General features: G+C 39.4%; 15 protein-coding genes. 5 read left to right on the top strand and 10 right to left on the bottom strand.

Features of this window, described 5'->3' with window-relative positions:
- Positions 1-46: 46 nt before the first annotated feature.
- The 7 genes from rny to rpsT all read right to left on the bottom strand — a co-directional run bounded on the left by rny (position 47) and on the right by rpsT (position 6,589).
- Complete coding sequence (gene rny / locus BM291_RS08430; protein WP_092896236.1) at positions 47-1,612, bottom strand: ribonuclease Y; 1,566 nt, start codon at positions 1,610-1,612, stop codon at positions 47-49.
- 68 nt (positions 1,613-1,680) lie between these two features.
- Complete coding sequence (locus tag BM291_RS08425) at positions 1,681-1,965, bottom strand: cell division protein ZapA (protein WP_092896234.1); 285 nt, start codon at positions 1,963-1,965, stop codon at positions 1,681-1,683.
- A gap of 1 nt (position 1,966) precedes the next feature.
- Entirely contained in the window at positions 1,967-2,251 is a 285-nt protein-coding gene (locus tag BM291_RS08420; protein WP_092896232.1) for a hypothetical protein, read from the bottom strand.
- Between the two features lie 2 nt (positions 2,252-2,253).
- Positions 2,254-4,665 carry a phenylalanine--tRNA ligase subunit beta gene (pheT, locus tag BM291_RS08415; RefSeq protein ID WP_092896531.1) on the bottom strand — a complete coding sequence of 804 codons (2,412 nt, stop codon included), beginning with the start codon at positions 4,663-4,665 and terminating at the stop codon, positions 2,254-2,256.
- A gap of 118 nt (positions 4,666-4,783) precedes the next feature.
- A complete protein-coding gene (locus BM291_RS08410; RefSeq protein WP_092896230.1) occupies positions 4,784-5,401 on the bottom strand; it encodes a DUF1684 domain-containing protein in 618 nt (205 codons plus the stop codon).
- 141 nt (positions 5,402-5,542) lie between these two features.
- The gene (radC, locus tag BM291_RS08405) at positions 5,543-6,238 is read right to left on the bottom strand and encodes a RadC family protein (RefSeq protein WP_092896228.1); all 696 of its coding nucleotides are present in this window, start codon (positions 6,236-6,238) and stop codon (positions 5,543-5,545) included.
- A 96-nt stretch (positions 6,239-6,334) separates the two neighbouring features.
- The gene (gene rpsT / locus BM291_RS08400) at positions 6,335-6,589 is read right to left on the bottom strand and encodes a 30S ribosomal protein S20 (RefSeq protein ID WP_092896226.1); all 255 of its coding nucleotides are present in this window, start codon (positions 6,587-6,589) and stop codon (positions 6,335-6,337) included.
- Positions 6,590-6,801: 212 nt separating this feature from the next.
- Here rpsT and BM291_RS08395 point away from each other — a divergent pair, with 212 nt between their 5' ends.
- Both BM291_RS08395 and BM291_RS08390 read left to right on the top strand, forming a co-directional pair.
- Positions 6,802-7,737 carry a zinc dependent phospholipase C family protein gene (locus BM291_RS08395; RefSeq protein ID WP_245786809.1) on the top strand — a complete coding sequence of 312 codons (936 nt, stop codon included), beginning with the start codon at positions 6,802-6,804 and terminating at the stop codon, positions 7,735-7,737.
- Positions 7,738-7,812: 75 nt separating this feature from the next.
- Positions 7,813-8,373, top strand: coding sequence for a transposase (locus BM291_RS08390; RefSeq protein ID WP_092896224.1), 561 nt, complete (start codon positions 7,813-7,815; stop codon positions 8,371-8,373).
- A gap of 60 nt (positions 8,374-8,433) precedes the next feature.
- On the opposite strand, the gene BM291_RS08385 is transcribed toward BM291_RS08390, so the two are convergent.
- Positions 8,434-9,735, bottom strand: a complete 1,302-nt coding sequence (locus tag BM291_RS08385) for a pyridoxal phosphate-dependent aminotransferase (protein WP_092896222.1) — start codon at positions 9,733-9,735, stop codon at positions 8,434-8,436.
- A gap of 199 nt (positions 9,736-9,934) precedes the next feature.
- Between BM291_RS08385 and BM291_RS08380 the strand changes: the two genes are divergently transcribed.
- On the top strand, positions 9,935-11,356 hold the full coding sequence (locus BM291_RS08380) for a sulfatase-like hydrolase/transferase (RefSeq protein ID WP_092896527.1): 1,422 nt from the start codon (positions 9,935-9,937) through the stop codon (positions 11,354-11,356).
- 59 nt (positions 11,357-11,415) lie between these two features.
- Here the strand turns inward: BM291_RS08380 and BM291_RS08375 are convergent, their stop codons facing one another.
- A complete protein-coding gene (locus tag BM291_RS08375; RefSeq protein ID WP_092896220.1) occupies positions 11,416-12,936 on the bottom strand; it encodes a MutS-related protein in 1,521 nt (506 codons plus the stop codon).
- 101 nt (positions 12,937-13,037) lie between these two features.
- The gene (locus BM291_RS08370) at positions 13,038-14,210 is read right to left on the bottom strand and encodes a hypothetical protein (RefSeq protein WP_092896218.1); all 1,173 of its coding nucleotides are present in this window, start codon (positions 14,208-14,210) and stop codon (positions 13,038-13,040) included.
- Positions 14,211-14,413: 203 nt separating this feature from the next.
- On the opposite strand from BM291_RS08370, the gene BM291_RS08365 reads away from it, so the two are divergent.
- Both BM291_RS08365 and BM291_RS22505 read left to right on the top strand, forming a co-directional pair.
- Positions 14,414-14,596 carry a hypothetical protein gene (locus tag BM291_RS08365; RefSeq protein ID WP_092896216.1) on the top strand — a complete coding sequence of 61 codons (183 nt, stop codon included), beginning with the start codon at positions 14,414-14,416 and terminating at the stop codon, positions 14,594-14,596.
- Positions 14,584-14,886 carry a type II toxin-antitoxin system RelE/ParE family toxin gene (locus tag BM291_RS22505; RefSeq protein WP_092896214.1) on the top strand — a complete coding sequence of 101 codons (303 nt, stop codon included), beginning with the start codon at positions 14,584-14,586 and terminating at the stop codon, positions 14,884-14,886. Before BM291_RS08365 ends, BM291_RS22505 begins: the two co-directional genes overlap by 13 nt.
- The last annotated feature ends 16 nt before the right edge of the window (positions 14,887-14,902 follow it).

The raw sequence follows: 14,902 nt of genomic DNA, 5'->3' as shown, positions 1-14,902 counted from the left end.
AGCTACCGATGAGTAGCTGCCCTTAAAGTAAGAATTAATTCTTAAGTTATCTAGCGTAATTTACTGATCTCATTTCACGAATTACTGTGATTTTGATCTGTCCTGGATACTGCATTTCCTTCTCTATTTTCTGAGAAATATCAAAAGAAAGCTTACCCGCTGTAGAATCATCAACATTATCAGCATCTACTAAAACACGAAGTTCACGACCTGCTTGCATCGCAAAGCATTTATTTACTCCGTCAAAGCCTAATGCGAGCTCCTCAAGGTCTTTCAGACGTTTGATGTAACTATCCATCACTTCACGTCTAGCTCCTGGTCTAGCTCCTGAAATCGCATCTGAAGCCTGAACGATAGGTGAGATCATGGTAGTCATCTCAATCTCATCGTGGTGAGCTCCGATCGCATTACAGATCTCTGGATGCTCCTTGTATCGCTTAGCCAGTTCCATACCCAAAATAGCGTGAGGAAGCTCTTGCTCTTCATGCCATACTTTTCCGATATCATGAAGCAAACCTGCACGCTTAGCCATCTTAGCATTAAGACCCATTTCAGCAGCCATAGTAGCACAAAGCTTGGCTACTTCTCTAGAGTGCTGAAGTAAGTTCTGGCCGTAAGAAGATCTATATCTCATACGTCCTACCATTCTGATCAACTCAGGATGTAGGCCATGAATACCAAGATCTATACAAGTTCTCTCGCCGATCTCAACGATCTCTTCTTCTATATTCTTTTCGGTTTTGGCCACAACTTCTTCGATCCTAGCTGGGTGAATACGTCCATCCTGCACCAATCTATGAAGTGAAAGTCTTGCTACTTCTCTTCTCACTGGATCAAAACCAGAGATGATGATTGCTTCAGGTGTATCATCTACTACGATTTCTACTCCAGTTGCTGCTTCCAGCGCACGTATATTTCTACCTTCTCTACCGATGATTTTACCTTTGATATCGTCACTTTCGATGTTGAATACAGACACACAGTTTTCTACCGCATGTTCAGTAGCTGTACGCTGAATAGTATCCAAGACGATCTTTTTGGCCTGCTTGGTAGCGGTAAGTTTAGCTTCGTCTAGTATATCTTTGATTTGTGAAGATGCTCTGGAATTAGCCTCCTCTGTAAGCATAGTTACCAATTGATCACGTGCTTCTTCGCGGGTAAGGTTTGCTACTTTTTCTAAGTCGGCAATACGTTGGTTAGTTACACGATCTAGCTCCTCTTTTTTAACTTTCACTGAGTGTAACTGCGCAGCTAAATTCTCTGATTTGCTATCTAGCTCAGCTTCTTTTCTTTTGACCTGCTCTAATTCCTTTGAAACCTGCTGCTCTCTTTGCTTAACTTTATTCTCATTGGTGATGATAATATTCTTCTTATTACCCATCTCCTCATCAAACTCAGACTTAAGCTTGAGATACTTTTCCTTAGCTTCCAGAATCCTGTCTTTTTTGATAGACTCTGCATTGATTTCAGCTTCACGAAGCATGGATTTCACACGCTCGCGGGTTTCTTCTTCTAGTTTAGAATTTTTATTTTTAATTAATGCGCCAGCAATAGCAGCTCCTGCACCAGTCCCAATTAGGGCTGCGAGGACAATATATAGTATGTCTCCCATAGGTATTTTGGATATAAATTAAACCTGGGGGAATCTGAAAAATCTTCTGATTTTTGTGTTATAAATAATTACAAAGCCTTAGCAAGCAAGGCATTGATATGAGAAATACTGGATTTTATATGCTCGGAATCTTCCGTATTTACTTGGTTAGTCTCCAATGATTCCACCATGCAATCAAAAGCTACCATAGCCAGCAAATCCTGGTTGTCGTCCAGTCCAAATTCCTCTTTATACTTTCTTAATTTTTCATTAATCAGCTTGCCAGCATGACGGATTTTGGACTCGTCCTCGATCTTCACGCGCATGGGATATTCTCTATCCCCTATTTTTAACCTGATGGCAAGTGTCTCCATATCACTCAGATAAGTAGGTGATTAAATGATCGATTTCTTGTATATAATTATTGATTAGGTCACTCATTTCAGTTGACTGTTCCGGATTCACCGGTTGGTTGTCCACAATGTTACTAATTTTAATTTTATTTTTAAAATGTTCAATTTCCTGCTCTTTTTTACCCAAAGCAGTGCTCACTTCGGATAATTTTTGTTTCAATTGCTGGTTTTCTTCACTTATCTCCAGCAATTTACTACTAGCTCTTAATGCTAGTTTCTCCAATTTTTGCAGTTCTTCTTGAATCATTTCTATGTTCTTATCAAAGCACCTACCTCTTTCTCAAAGGCTTGAATCAATTTACTCATAGTTTTGTCAATTACCTTATCAGTCAAAGTATTTTCCTGATCCTGTAAGTGAAAACTTAATGCATAGGCCTTCTTGCTTGCATCAATTTTATCACCTTGGTACACATCAAAAACTCCAATTCTTTTTAATAATTTTCCTCCAAATTTCGTCGCTACAGATTTTACCTGATCGTAACTGACTGTTTTGTCAATCACCAAGGAAAGATCTCTACGAACCTCAGGGAATTTCGAAATCTCCTCAAACTTCTTCAAACCAGCAGCTTTTTTGCAAAGCAAATCCCAATTTAAATCAGCATACCATACTTCTTGCCTTACTTCAGCTTGCTTCAAAATCTTATCGTCCAGCAGACCAATTGTCGCCAATTCCTTTTGACCAAGCATGATCTTCAAGCCGTATGCATAGGGCGCAGTCTCTACCATTGAAAGATTCCCAGGCTGTACATTCAACTTCTCTAGAATTGCTTCCACTGTTGAATATAAATCCGCAAAGGCAAATCCCTTCGTCGGCTCTAACCAGCTTTCTGCGGTCTTTTTACCTGTAAGGAAAAGTGACAACCTTCTGCTTTCTGCATATCCTTCTTCAGCCTTATGATAAACGGTGCCAAACTCGAAGTATTTTAAATCGGTCTGACGTCTGTTTATATTTCTGGCCAAAACTTCCAACCCTGAGTAAAGCAAACTTTGACGCATCACATCAAGATCTTCACTAAGCTTGTTGTAAATGACTACGTTGTCTTTTGGATCAAGGAAACCAGATTTCTCAGCATACGTAGACTTCGTCAAGCTATTGGTAATCATCTCGTAGTAACCCTGACCTGTCAAGATCTCAGTCAAACGATACTGCAACTTATTCAGATCCTTCACAGGATGCTCTGCAAGGTAGTCCGTTCTAAGATTCTCAGAGAGCTCCACGTTGTGAAAACCGTAAATCCTCAGAACTTCCTCGATGATATCCGCTTCACGCGTCACATCTACTCTATATGGCTTTACAGTGGCCGTAAAGCCTTCTGCAGTTTCATTTTCAACTTTAATTTCCAGACTTTCCAAAATTGACTTCACCTGTGAAGGTTCAATTATCTTCCCAATGAGGCGATTGATGTGACCATAATTCACCTCTATCACAAAGTCTTCAATCGGGGCTGGATAGATATCAATCAGCTCAGAACTCACTTTTCCACCCGCGATTTCCTGAAGTAGTTTAACAGCCATTTTCAGAGCATAAACCGGCATATTTGGATCAGTTCCTCGTTCGAAACGGAAAGAAGCATCCGTCTTCAAGCCATGAAATTGACTTCCTTTTCTCACGATATCTGGAGAAAAATAAGCCGATTCCAAGAAAATGGAAGTCGTGCTATCCGATACACCTGAATCCACCCCACCAAAAACTCCAGCAATGCAAAGTCCGCCTTTTGAGTCTTTGATCATCAATTCCTCTCCAGAAAGCTTGCGCTCTTTTTCGTCCAAAGTCACAAACTTCGAATCCTTTGGAAGCTTACCTACGATGATTTTTCCTTCGGAAATTTTAGCAGCATCAAATGCATGTAATGGTTGACCCAAATCATGCAAAATGAAATTGGTGATATCCACCACATTGTTGATAGGTTCCAGATCCAAAGCTTTCAGAAAATTCTGAAGCCAAGTCGGCGATGGTCCAACTTTCAAGTCTGTCATCACCACACCAGCATAACGAGGACAATCAGCAGCATTTTCTACCTGTACTTGGATAGTAGGACCAGAAGTTTCTACTTTTAATTCAGGAGCAGCATCTATGTCTAAATCTCTCCCCAAAAGTGCTTTCAAATCACGCGCTACTCCCAAATGAGAGGCTGCATCAGCTCGGTTCGGAGTTAATCCGATTTCCAAAACCTGATCTTGTCCTATCTCGATAAACTCAGAAGCTGGTGTACCATTTGGTAAATCCGTATCCAAAACCATAATTCCAGCATGACTGGCACCAAGTCCTAACTCGTCCTCAGCACAAATCATCCCTTCAGAAACCTCACCTCTGATTTTAGCTTTTTTGATCTGGAATGAATCACCATCTGATGGGTAAAGCGTAGCTCCTACAGTAGCTACCAGTACTTTTTGACCTTTAGCAACATTAGGAGCTCCACAAACTATAGGAGAAACACCAGTTCCGATGTCCACCGTGGTTATACTTAATTTATCAGCATTGGGATGTTTTTCGCAAGTCAACACCTCGCCTATCACGATTCCTTCAAGGCCGCCTTTGACGGAAACAAACTCTTCTATGCCCTCTACTTCCAAACCGGATTGAGTCAGCAATGCGCCGATTTCCTCCGCCGATTCCGTATGAGAGATATATTTTTTTAATCGATTTATTGAGATTTTCATCAGTAATTCATAATAAAGCAAATCAAGATTGATCTGCGTGATAAACAAAAGGGGTTCGAAAACCCCATTTTATTCAATAGTACGTACAAATTTAAGAGATTTGAGCTAGGCCGAAAGGCTATTTCTCGTAATTTTTCTCCCCAACTGGAATTGCAATCTCCAGCAAGTTTTCTTTAGGAGGAAGTGGACAGCCATATTCTGGATTGTATGCGCAATAAGGATTGTAAGCCATATTGAAATCAATCGTTATACTGTTTTTACCATCCTGGCGAGCATTGATATATCTGCCCCCACCATAAGTATCCACAGCGCTGGTTTCATCAGCGAAAGCTAAGAAAAAATTGCGCTTATCAGGTTCACTCATAGCCTGGAGTAATAAGAGTTTCTCAGGTTTTCCATTCAATTCAAACTCAGCCCAAGAATGCTCTAAGTATCTCTCTTTCGTTCCGTCTGTTAAGGGGACTTCTCTTACTTTCCTATCTTCTATTGGCACCATACGCGCCTTTACTCTGTAATTCGGATCAATTGGATAAAAATTCAATTTGGTGAAAGTCACTTTTTGCTCATCTGTCAAAGGAGACTCAAAGTTGAAACGAATGAATTTAAACTGCCTTTCACGCTCAGCCTCTATCTTTTCAATGTAATCTTCAGGGCTTTCAGTTCCTGTCAAGGTGTAAACAACCGCAGCGAAAACCACTACAGAGATAATCAGAAGTATAATAGTATTATTTTTCATGTATTAATATTTTCTTTCTTAAGTCCACAACCTGTCCCTTGACGGAGGAATCAGGATGGGATCTTGCTTGGTAGATCAACATTGCACTGTGTGCCTCACGCATCACACCTGACTGTTGCAGACAGGCTCGATTTCATAAAATCAGAGTGAACCATCATCGGCGAAGCTAAAGTAGCCAACATCTGTAAAAATCACATGGTCAAGCACAGGCAAATCCAACTCCCTTCCTATTTTGACCAACCGCTGGGTCAGTCTTTTGTCTTGTTCTGATGGAGTCAAATTACCACTAGGGTGATTGTGAACTAGTATAACCGACTGAGCAAGATGCTCTAAAGCAATTTTGAACACGATCTTAGGATCCACTACCGTTCCAGCTGTACCTCCTTGTGAGACCATATGTTTTTTCAACACTTGATTACTTCTGTTTAGCAAAATCAAGTAAAAGTATTCCACTTGTTCATCGAGCAATTCAGGCCTCATCAGATCATAGATATCCTGCGAACAAGTTATTCTAGGTTTTTTCACAGGCTCCGATTCCTTGCGCCTTCTCCCTAGCTCCATCGCTGCAATTATAGAAATAGCCTTAGCTTCTCCTATGCCTTTGAATTTCTTTAGATCCTGAATGGACATCTTCGCCAGCGCCATGAGATCATAATTCACACTCGCCAAAATATGCTTAGAAAGGTCCACAGCGCTCAGTGACGGAGTACCTGACCCAATCAATATAGCAATGAGCTCTGCATCTGTCAGTGCAGATTTACCTCGGAGTAGTAGCTTCTCGCGTGGACGATCTTCTTCTGCAAGCTGAGAAATTTTGATTGAGGAGTATATATCCATAGCGTTCTATTAAAAAATGATCTATGAATTTAATTACTTCAGGGCACAAAAAAAACCCTGTCTAGCAGGGTTTTAGAGAAATAAAATCTTCGAGAATTAACCTAGAGCAGTTACGAACTTGGACAATCTTGATTTTTTGTTGCTTGCGTTGTTCTTGTGAATCACATTCTTCTTAGCCAACTTGTCCAACATAGAAGATACTTTCTTGTAAAGCTCAGAAGCTTCTACTTTATCAGTAGTTGCTTTCAATCTTTTGATGAAAGTTCTAGTCGTTTTAGCCTGATATCTGTTTCTCAAACGCTTAGCTTCGTTTGCACGAATTCTCTTCAGAGCTGATTTGTGATTTGCCATATCTTAATTATAATTGAATTTCTTTACGTGTCCCTATTCCGAATCGGAGTGCAAAGTTATTAGAATTTATTAAATCCGCCAAAGGAATTTTAAACATTCCTCATACAGCAAGTCTTTTTCAAATTCTATAATTCGTCTAAACACCCCTTATGGCTGCAAATATACCTTTTATCTAGGCATTTACCTGATAAAGATTTTGTTTATTTTTAGGTATGAAAACTTTTCTTGTCTGGATATTTTGGCCTTTTTTAATTTTAGACACACCAATCACCTGGGGTTTCTACACACATTCTTTAATAAATAGGCTTGCTGTATTTTCTCTTCCGGAGGAAATGATTGCTTTTTACAAACCTCAGATCCAGTACATTACTGAGAATGCTGTAAATCCTGACCGTCGAAGATATGCAGTAGAAGGAGAAGCGGAAAAGCACTACATAGACTTGGACTATTACGGTGATTCTGCGCTTCAAATACTACCAAAATACTGGAACGAAGCGGTAGAAAAATTTACTGAAGACAGCTTACGAATGAATGGCATTGGGCCTTGGTCAGCATATTTCACTTTTCTAAACCTTACAAAAGCCTTCGAAACCAAAAATTCTGCTGCCATTTTGAGACTATCCGCAGACTTGGGTCATTACATAGGTGATCTAAATGTCCCGCTTCACACCACAGTAAATTATAATGGTCAGCTTACGGATCAAGTCGGGATTCATGGATTCTGGGAAAGTCGTGTCCCTGAACTTCAGGCAAAAGATTATCCACTTTGGGTGGGACAGGCGGACTATATAGAAAAGCCTCAGTTAGCTCTTTGGGAAGCTGTAGAAGAAGCGCATTCGAAAGTAGATAGTGTTCTATCTATCGAAAAAGAGCTGACGAAAAGCTTCTCACCTGATCAAAAATACAGCTACGAAGAACGAAACAATTTAACCGTTCGGGTTTATTCCAGGGAATTTACCGAAGCATACGCCTTAGCGCTTAACAGCCAAATCGAGCGTCAAATGAAGAAATCCGTCAAAATGATCGCCGATTTTTGGTTTACGGCCTGGGTAAACGCTGGGCAACCGGATTTGTCAGAATTTTCGAAAGAATTAGGTGAGGAGGAAGTGATAGTGCCTGATTCAAAGATCAAAGTAAGAGACCATTGAAAATGTAAAGAACCCTCCGAGGGTTCAAAAACCCTCGGAGGGTTACAATAATTATTCAGTTAAATAACTTTTATTATGCCTAGACCTACAATACCATTTGAACCCGGTGGATATTACCATGTATGGACTCATGCAAATGGAACAGAAAACATTTTTAGAGAGGAAGAAAATTACTTTTTTTTCCTATCGAAGTATTCCTTCTATTTGTCCCCTGCAGTTAAGACTTTCGCTTATTGCCTCATGCCAAATCATTTCCACTTTTTGATTCAGGTAAATGAAGATCCAGCACTATCCACAAGCAAAGCCTTTTCTAATCTTCTTAATTCTTACTGCCAATCCTACAATAAGAAATACCATAGAAAAGGGAGTTTATTCATGTCTAATTTGAAAAGAAAAAAGATAAATACTGACTCATATTTCACAAGGTGCATCACCTATATCCATCAAAATCCTGCTCATCATGGATTTGTAAAAGACTTTAGAAAGTGGAAACATAGCTCTTGGAAGGCTTTCTTCTCTGAGAAGCAAACTCATCTAGAAAGAGAAAAAGTCTTAGAATGGTTTGGAGGAAAAGAGGGGATGATAGCTGATCATAAATTACCAATTGAACTAGATTTTGATCTTTCTGAAGAATAAATTGAAATTCTAACCGCGAAACTCTCCGAGGGTTTTAGAACCCTCGGAGAGTTCATTTCACTACTTCAAATAACTCTCAATCGCTTTCCCTATTCTCCTAAACGTACTTTTGAAAACCTCTTCATTTTCCTCCAAAAGAGTCACTCGGAAACCTCTCAAATCCGAGCAAAAGGATGAAATCGGTACCACACAAATCTGTTCTGCTGCCAATAAATTATAAACAAAGCGCTTATCCAACGGCATGTTTTTTTCCTCCAGCCATGAATCAAGTAAACCATTCAATTTCTCATCTTCGATCGGTAAAAATTGATCTTCCTTCAACACTCCTTCGTCAAATACGATGGTATTATAAAAAGCTCCCTGAGTAGGGTTAAATTTAATCCCGGGAATATCTCCTAAGATCTCTCGCATCCAATCGCTACGCTTACCGATTTGAGCATTTGATTCTTCTCTGTACTTGAAATAAGCTGGATGCTTCATGATTTTTGGAATTGCTAGCTGAGGCAAAATAGTAGAGCAAACCTCGATCATCTTGGCATTCTCCAGCGTCTGGCAAAGCTTCGAAAACTCTTTAGAGGACTCTCGGTTATAAAATTCCATCCAGCCACAGCGTGATCCTGGCCAAGGAAATTCCTTTGAAATCCCTTTCAGTGAAATTGCAGGTCTATCTCCAATTACTTCGGCAAGTGGAACAGCCGTAATTCCGTTGTAGGTGATATTTTGGTAGATCTCATCTGTAATAAGTAACAGATTAAACTCCTCGGCAATTTTCACAAAAGCCTCCAACACCTCTCGTGGATACACCATCCCCGTTGGATTATCCGGATTGATAATCAAGATTCCTACAATCGAAGGATTATAACGAACCTTCAAATACAAGTCCTCCATGTCCGGCAACCACTGATTGTCTGGGTCAAGTTTGTAAGTAATCGGAGCAGCGTTGGCATGAGCAGCTTCAGCAGAACTGTGCGTACTATAAGCTGGTGAAGGACCAATAATTCTTGCTGTCGGGATCAAAAACTGATACAGTTTTGCGATAGCATCCCCTAGCCCATTAAAGAACAAAATATCCTCGGCTGTGATTTGACTCCCTCCTCTTGCATTGTTGAGATCAGCGAGAAATCTACGAGTTTCCAACATTCCTTTGGAATCTGCATAACCATACGTCTTGTCGTCTTTCATCAGGTCTGCGATGATTTCCTTCATCCATTCAGGCACATGATTGCTCTTTTGGATAGGATCGCCGATATTTTCCCAAGTCATAGAATAGCCCAAAGCTTCAACTTGACGAGCTTTCTTCACTATTCCACGAATTTCATACGTCAATTCTTCCGCTCCGGATCTTAGGAGTTGCTGTCTCATAGGTTTGTTAGGCTGAATGCAAAATAATTCGGGTGTAAAGAAACGAAAAAGGCTAGAAAATAGAGTGAAATTAGAAAAATTCAAAAGAAGGATTTAAATCACTTTTAAACGATATTTCAGCCATTGACCCTAGTTGAAATTCTTTTTAAATGAAATTTCAGGTATTCTTACCCCACTAGTTTCTACCAAAAATATCCCAATGAAAAACTTGTTTCCTCTTTGCCTGATTGTTTTCCTTGCCTTTAGGCCCTTAATTAGTTCGGCAACAATCAATTCAGTTTTAAACCAAAATGAGCCTACCCACTATAACTTGGTATTGATCGTTGCGGATGATTTAGGATATGGAGATTTGGGTTTTACAGGTAGCACACAGATCAAAACACCACATATAGATAAACTCGCTGCAAGTGGCGTCACCTTCACCCAAGGCTACGTTTCCTCGGCAGTTTGTAGTCCCTCCAGAGCTGGATTTATCACAGGAATCAATCAAGTTGAATTCGGCCACGACAATAACCTGGGAGGAGTTGAACCTGGGTTTGATCCTGAATACAATGGACTTCCACTCACGCAACAAACAATCGCTGACCACTTGAATAAGCTAGGTTATGTCAATGGTTTGATCGGAAAATGGCATTTGGGAAAAGAACCTCAATTCCATCCCCTGAAGAGAGGATTTGATGAATTCTGGGGATATACTGGCGGTGGACACGATTACTTTGAGGCCTTGCCTAATGGAACAGGTTACAAAGAACCTTTAGAGAGTAATTTCAAAACTCCCGCTCCGATCACTTATATCACAGATGATGTGGGGAATGAAAGCGTGGATTTTATCACTCGACATAAAGACGATCCGTTTTTTCTCTTTGCAGCATTCAATGCTCCGCATACGCCAATGCAGGCGCTGGAAGAGGATTTGGTTTTATACCAAAACATTGCTGACAAAAAGCGACGCACCTATGCGGCGATGGTACACCGACTTGATTTGAATGTGGGAAAAATCATGCAATCACTGGAAGACCAAGGTCTCAAAGAAAACACACTGGTGGTATTCATCAGCGATAATGGTGGACCAACGGATAGCAATGCTTCTAACAATGCGCCTTATCGGGGACAGAAAGGAATTTTGCTTGAAGGCGGAATCCATGTTCCTTTCGTGATGAATTTACCGAGTTTACTTCCAAAAGGCCTAACCTATGATGAACAAGTGACTTCACTTGATATCGTCCCTACATTTCTTGCTTTAGCTGGAGATACTGAAACTCCGATGGATATGTTTACCGGAGTTGATTTAATCCCTCATCTGACCGAAAAAACAGCTCCACTTGCCAATCGGGAGATGACTTGGAAATTCACCATTAGCAGAGCAATTCGAGAGGGTGATTGGAAATTGGTAAGTATTCCAGATAGACTTCCTCTGCTTTATAATCTTGCTGAAGATCCTTCAGAGGAAAATGATTTGGCTCTGAAGAATATTGACAAGACTTCTTACTTATTAAAAAAACTTGGGATTTGGGATGTAAATCTTCCGCATCCAGTTTTCCTGGAAGGAGCTGTTTGGAAAAAGCGACAGTTGGGATTGTATGATCATAACTATCAGGTGACGCAGCCAGAAGTGAAGTAAGTGAGCTGACCTTTGATGTTTTTATGAACATCGAAGGTTTAAAATCTTTATTTTCTTACTCAACCATCTAACCTCTCCCTGATTTTATCTAAAACCTCCTTTGGATATCCCATATCTCTCAACGCGAAAACAGCATTGGTACTATCCAAAACTCCAGATCTGAGCTGGAAATCGTATTGATATTTACCAGCCACATCCTGTCCGGTAAAGTAAAAAAACATAAAATCAGGAAGCCCATGAACCAACTCCAGGTCATGCGTCGTGGCAATCACGATAGAATTCTCTATGGCTAGTTGTTTCAGAACTTCTGAAGAAATCACCAGCCGCTCACGACTGTTGGTTCCTTTGAAAATCTCGTCGATCAAAACCAAGTTAAAATCTTGCTCATTTTGAACTGAAAGCATTTCTTTAATCGTCTCGGCCTCACTGTAAAAATAACTTTTGTCACTTTCCAACTCATCAAAAGTCTGGATAGACGAATAAATTTTCAGTTTGGGTAGAGTCAGTTCCGAGGCGAAAGCACAATTAATGGTCTGGGCTAACAGGCTATTCAAACCTATAATTCTTAGGAAAGTACTTTTCCCTGACATATTTGCACCAGTGATCAAAACGCCATTGTGATCAATCAGAATAGAATTTCGAATAGATTCTGAAAGCATAGGGTGAAGCAAACCCTTGCCGTCAATTTGCAACGAATCATGCTCTTTAGGCAAGGTAATCGACGGGTCTGACCTCCTAAGTTGTAGAATGCATAGCGCAAAATCCAGGTAAGCAACGTACTCAAAATTATCTTCTATAACGCTTCGCTTCTCTCGTATATCTTTAAGTAGTGAATAATAGAGCAGGGTTTCTATCAGGAACGCAGCCTTAATCAACTCCAAAATATACCCAGCCAATTCCGCTAATTCACTAAACCCTTTTATTCTCGGTTTAAGCATAGATGCCTTAAAAATAAGCCTCCCTACCTTTTCGATTTCTGGCTGTTTGGGCAGGAAAATTTGTTGTTTTTTTGATTCTTTAAGAATGGTCTGCGAAATGGCTAGCATTTCTCCTAGCTGCCCAAAGGTCCTTGACTCAAGAGACACCGTCAGTTTGCTCCAATAATGAATGATAAAATTGGAGGTGACCACTAGTATCGCAGGAAAAGCCAACCATTGTATAAAAAATGCCGAGACTACACTAATGACAGAAAGCCCCGATAGGATGTAAAATAGGAAAATGTACCAGGGATTTTTAGATGTCTCTCTTTGAAAAAGATTACATAAAAAATAAGAATCATTCTTTGCTAAGATTTCAAGCTTGCTCTTCAAAAAGGATTCAAAACCAGGACTTTTCTCAAATATTTCAATCGTGGATTCTAATCCTTCATTTACTAACGGCCCCTGTTTCACCAATCGAAGGGAATAATACAGGAATTGCTCTCCGTATTTGGTAAGGGTATAATCGATTCTCAGAAACACCTCATCCATACCTAAGTCATTCCATAGTTTGGCAGAAACATCCTGAAAGAATCCGGATTTACTGACTTGCTGGTAATACTTGCTTATTCTGTCAAAATCCAGATTGTCTGATTTCTTCATTAAAAACCATTGAGGTTGACATAGTTGATTTCAAAAGTCAAAAGATAGAAATATTCTTTAAATCGACTGATTTAGTACTACGGAATCAGGAAGTAATCGCTTTATATGATTTCCTTTTCTCTTAATTCATAGATATAATAGCATTGGTAATCCTTCTCGAACTCATGCAACTCAGCTTGATCTCCATATTGGAGATACAGATTTGGCCCTACATTCAGCTTCAATGAGCCCGGCAAATCCCATAGAATTGGAACTCCAAGCTGACGCCCGTTCTTGACGAAATAATAAAACCTCTTTTTGGATGCATTCATGATTTTACTTTGCTCGGGTGTCTGATTTTCAAATACTAAATTAGGATCCACACCCGTTCGGTAACCTACCAACAGCTCATCCCCATTTCCCATCATATCATCAAAAGCCCCTCCCAACATGACATTTTCAGATCTATACTCTTTAACAGTGGTAAATGAAGCGTCTGACATCGGAATATCCTTGATCAAATCAGGCTGTATTCTTTTCAAATGGATTTGGTTTGCCACTTTGAAATTTTGATTTGGGTCTAGTTGATATAAGGTTGTATCTCCGTATAAAATGGTGGATATATAGGTCGATTGATTATCAGAAAAATAAACTGGTTTATCCATAAAAGGATAAAATCTACTTGAACGAAATTTCCCATTTTCATTCAACTTCCCTCCTTTTGAAACTGTACCTGTGCGAGCATCCAGCAAATGGACTATGTTTAGTGTATCATAATAATCCAAAGGGTATGGCTGCAAATAGCCATCATTTAGATTTGCGATTACACTTAACTCACCATTTGAGGATTTAAAAGTGCTGAGATTGTCCAAGGTGAAATGAACCAACTTTACTCTCGGGTTTTGCTCAAATGGATATTTTCGAAGTTGCTTAAAGTCAAGATCATAGACGAATACCTTTCCATCTGAAACAAACATAATCTCATCTCCCACAAAACCTGCTCTTAGCAGAACCATTCCAAAAGCATCTGGCCCTTCTGATAGTTTGTTTTCAGAAACTATTTCTCCCTTTTTATCTATTAGCATGTAGTGCCCTTCCATACTAGCTTGCTTCACGATAAGGTAAAGTTCTTTTTCATGATGGTAGTCAAGAATCCGAACTGTCTCTAGAATATCCATCACCAATGAGTCCACTTTCACAAACTCAAACTCACGACTTTCATCGGGTTTTAGGGTCTTTTCCCCGCATGAAAAAATCAAACATAGCAGACCAATACAAAAGAGTTGAAATTTCATATAATTGTTTTTTAGCTAAACTATTAAAATTTCGTAACAATACAACTTATTCTTTCGTCCTAATAAATCTCGTTCAAGTGTGATCAGAGGGTTTAAAGGAAACGTTACATTTTTTAACAAAACGAAAAAGACACGTATTTAGACTTGGTTAGAAAAAGCATCCCAAATCCTAAAATCACTATATTTGATTAAACTCTTTCAATATGTTAACTAAAAAATTGGTAAAAAAGCAATTAGAGAAACTTCCTGAGGAGTTTTCTTTAGACGACTTGGTAGAGCATTTAATTCTAGTCCAAAAATTAGAAAGTGGGCTCAAAGATTCCGAGGAAGGTAAAGTGATTTCAGACGAAGAACTGGATCAAGAAGTAAACAAATGGTTCGAGTAAATTGGACAGATCAAGCAGTTAACGATTTGAAAGAAATTGCTGAATACATTAGCAAGGACTCCAAACGCTATGCTAAAATTCAAATCCAAAGAATAAGGCAGAGAACCTATATTCTGAAACAATATCAACTAGCTGGCCAAAAGCTAGAAATTTTCGGTGAGTTAAATATCCGACAACTTGTCGAGGGGAGTTATATAATCCTATATCGTACAAAAGGAGATACTCAGGTAGATATTTTGACCGTTCACCATTCAGCTAGGGATTTAAATAGAAGAACTCAACTTTTCTGAAATTGAACTAAAAAAC

Origin of the sequence: Algoriphagus aquimarinus, assembly GCF_900112005.1 — a bacterium.
In the GTDB taxonomy this organism is placed as follows: domain Bacteria; phylum Bacteroidota; class Bacteroidia; order Cytophagales; family Cyclobacteriaceae; genus Algoriphagus; species Algoriphagus aquimarinus.
This window is presented reverse-complemented; position numbering and strand designations above follow the sequence as displayed.

Bases quoted from the DNA above. Each gene is read 5' to 3' on its own strand.
- rny (WP_092896236.1), bottom strand. From the start codon at position 1,612: ATGGGAGACATACTATATATTGTCCTCGCAGCCCTAATTGGGACTGGT.
- BM291_RS08425 (WP_092896234.1), bottom strand. From the start codon at position 1,965: ATGGAGACACTTGCCATCAGGTTAAAAATAGGGGATAGAGAATATCCC.
- BM291_RS08420 (WP_092896232.1), bottom strand. From the start codon at position 2,251: ATGATTCAAGAAGAACTGCAAAAATTGGAGAAACTAGCATTAAGAGCT.
- pheT (WP_092896531.1), bottom strand. From the start codon at position 4,665: ATGAAAATCTCAATAAATCGATTAAAAAAATATATCTCTCATACGGAA.
- BM291_RS08410 (WP_092896230.1), bottom strand. From the start codon at position 5,401: ATGAAAAATAATACTATTATACTTCTGATTATCTCTGTAGTGGTTTTC.
- radC (WP_092896228.1), bottom strand. From the start codon at position 6,238: ATGGATATATACTCCTCAATCAAAATTTCTCAGCTTGCAGAAGAAGAT.
- rpsT (WP_092896226.1), bottom strand. From the start codon at position 6,589: ATGGCAAATCACAAATCAGCTCTGAAGAGAATTCGTGCAAACGAAGCT.
- BM291_RS08395 (WP_245786809.1), top strand. From the start codon at position 6,802: ATGAAAACTTTTCTTGTCTGGATATTTTGGCCTTTTTTAATTTTAGAC.
- BM291_RS08390 (WP_092896224.1), top strand. From the start codon at position 7,813: ATGCCTAGACCTACAATACCATTTGAACCCGGTGGATATTACCATGTA.
- BM291_RS08385 (WP_092896222.1), bottom strand. From the start codon at position 9,735: ATGAGACAGCAACTCCTAAGATCCGGAGCGGAAGAATTGACGTATGAA.
- BM291_RS08380 (WP_092896527.1), top strand. From the start codon at position 9,935: ATGAAAAACTTGTTTCCTCTTTGCCTGATTGTTTTCCTTGCCTTTAGG.
- BM291_RS08375 (WP_092896220.1), bottom strand. From the start codon at position 12,936: ATGAAGAAATCAGACAATCTGGATTTTGACAGAATAAGCAAGTATTAC.
- BM291_RS08370 (WP_092896218.1), bottom strand. From the start codon at position 14,210: ATGAAATTTCAACTCTTTTGTATTGGTCTGCTATGTTTGATTTTTTCA.
- BM291_RS08365 (WP_092896216.1), top strand. From the start codon at position 14,414: ATGTTAACTAAAAAATTGGTAAAAAAGCAATTAGAGAAACTTCCTGAG.
- BM291_RS22505 (WP_092896214.1), top strand. From the start codon at position 14,584: ATGGTTCGAGTAAATTGGACAGATCAAGCAGTTAACGATTTGAAAGAA.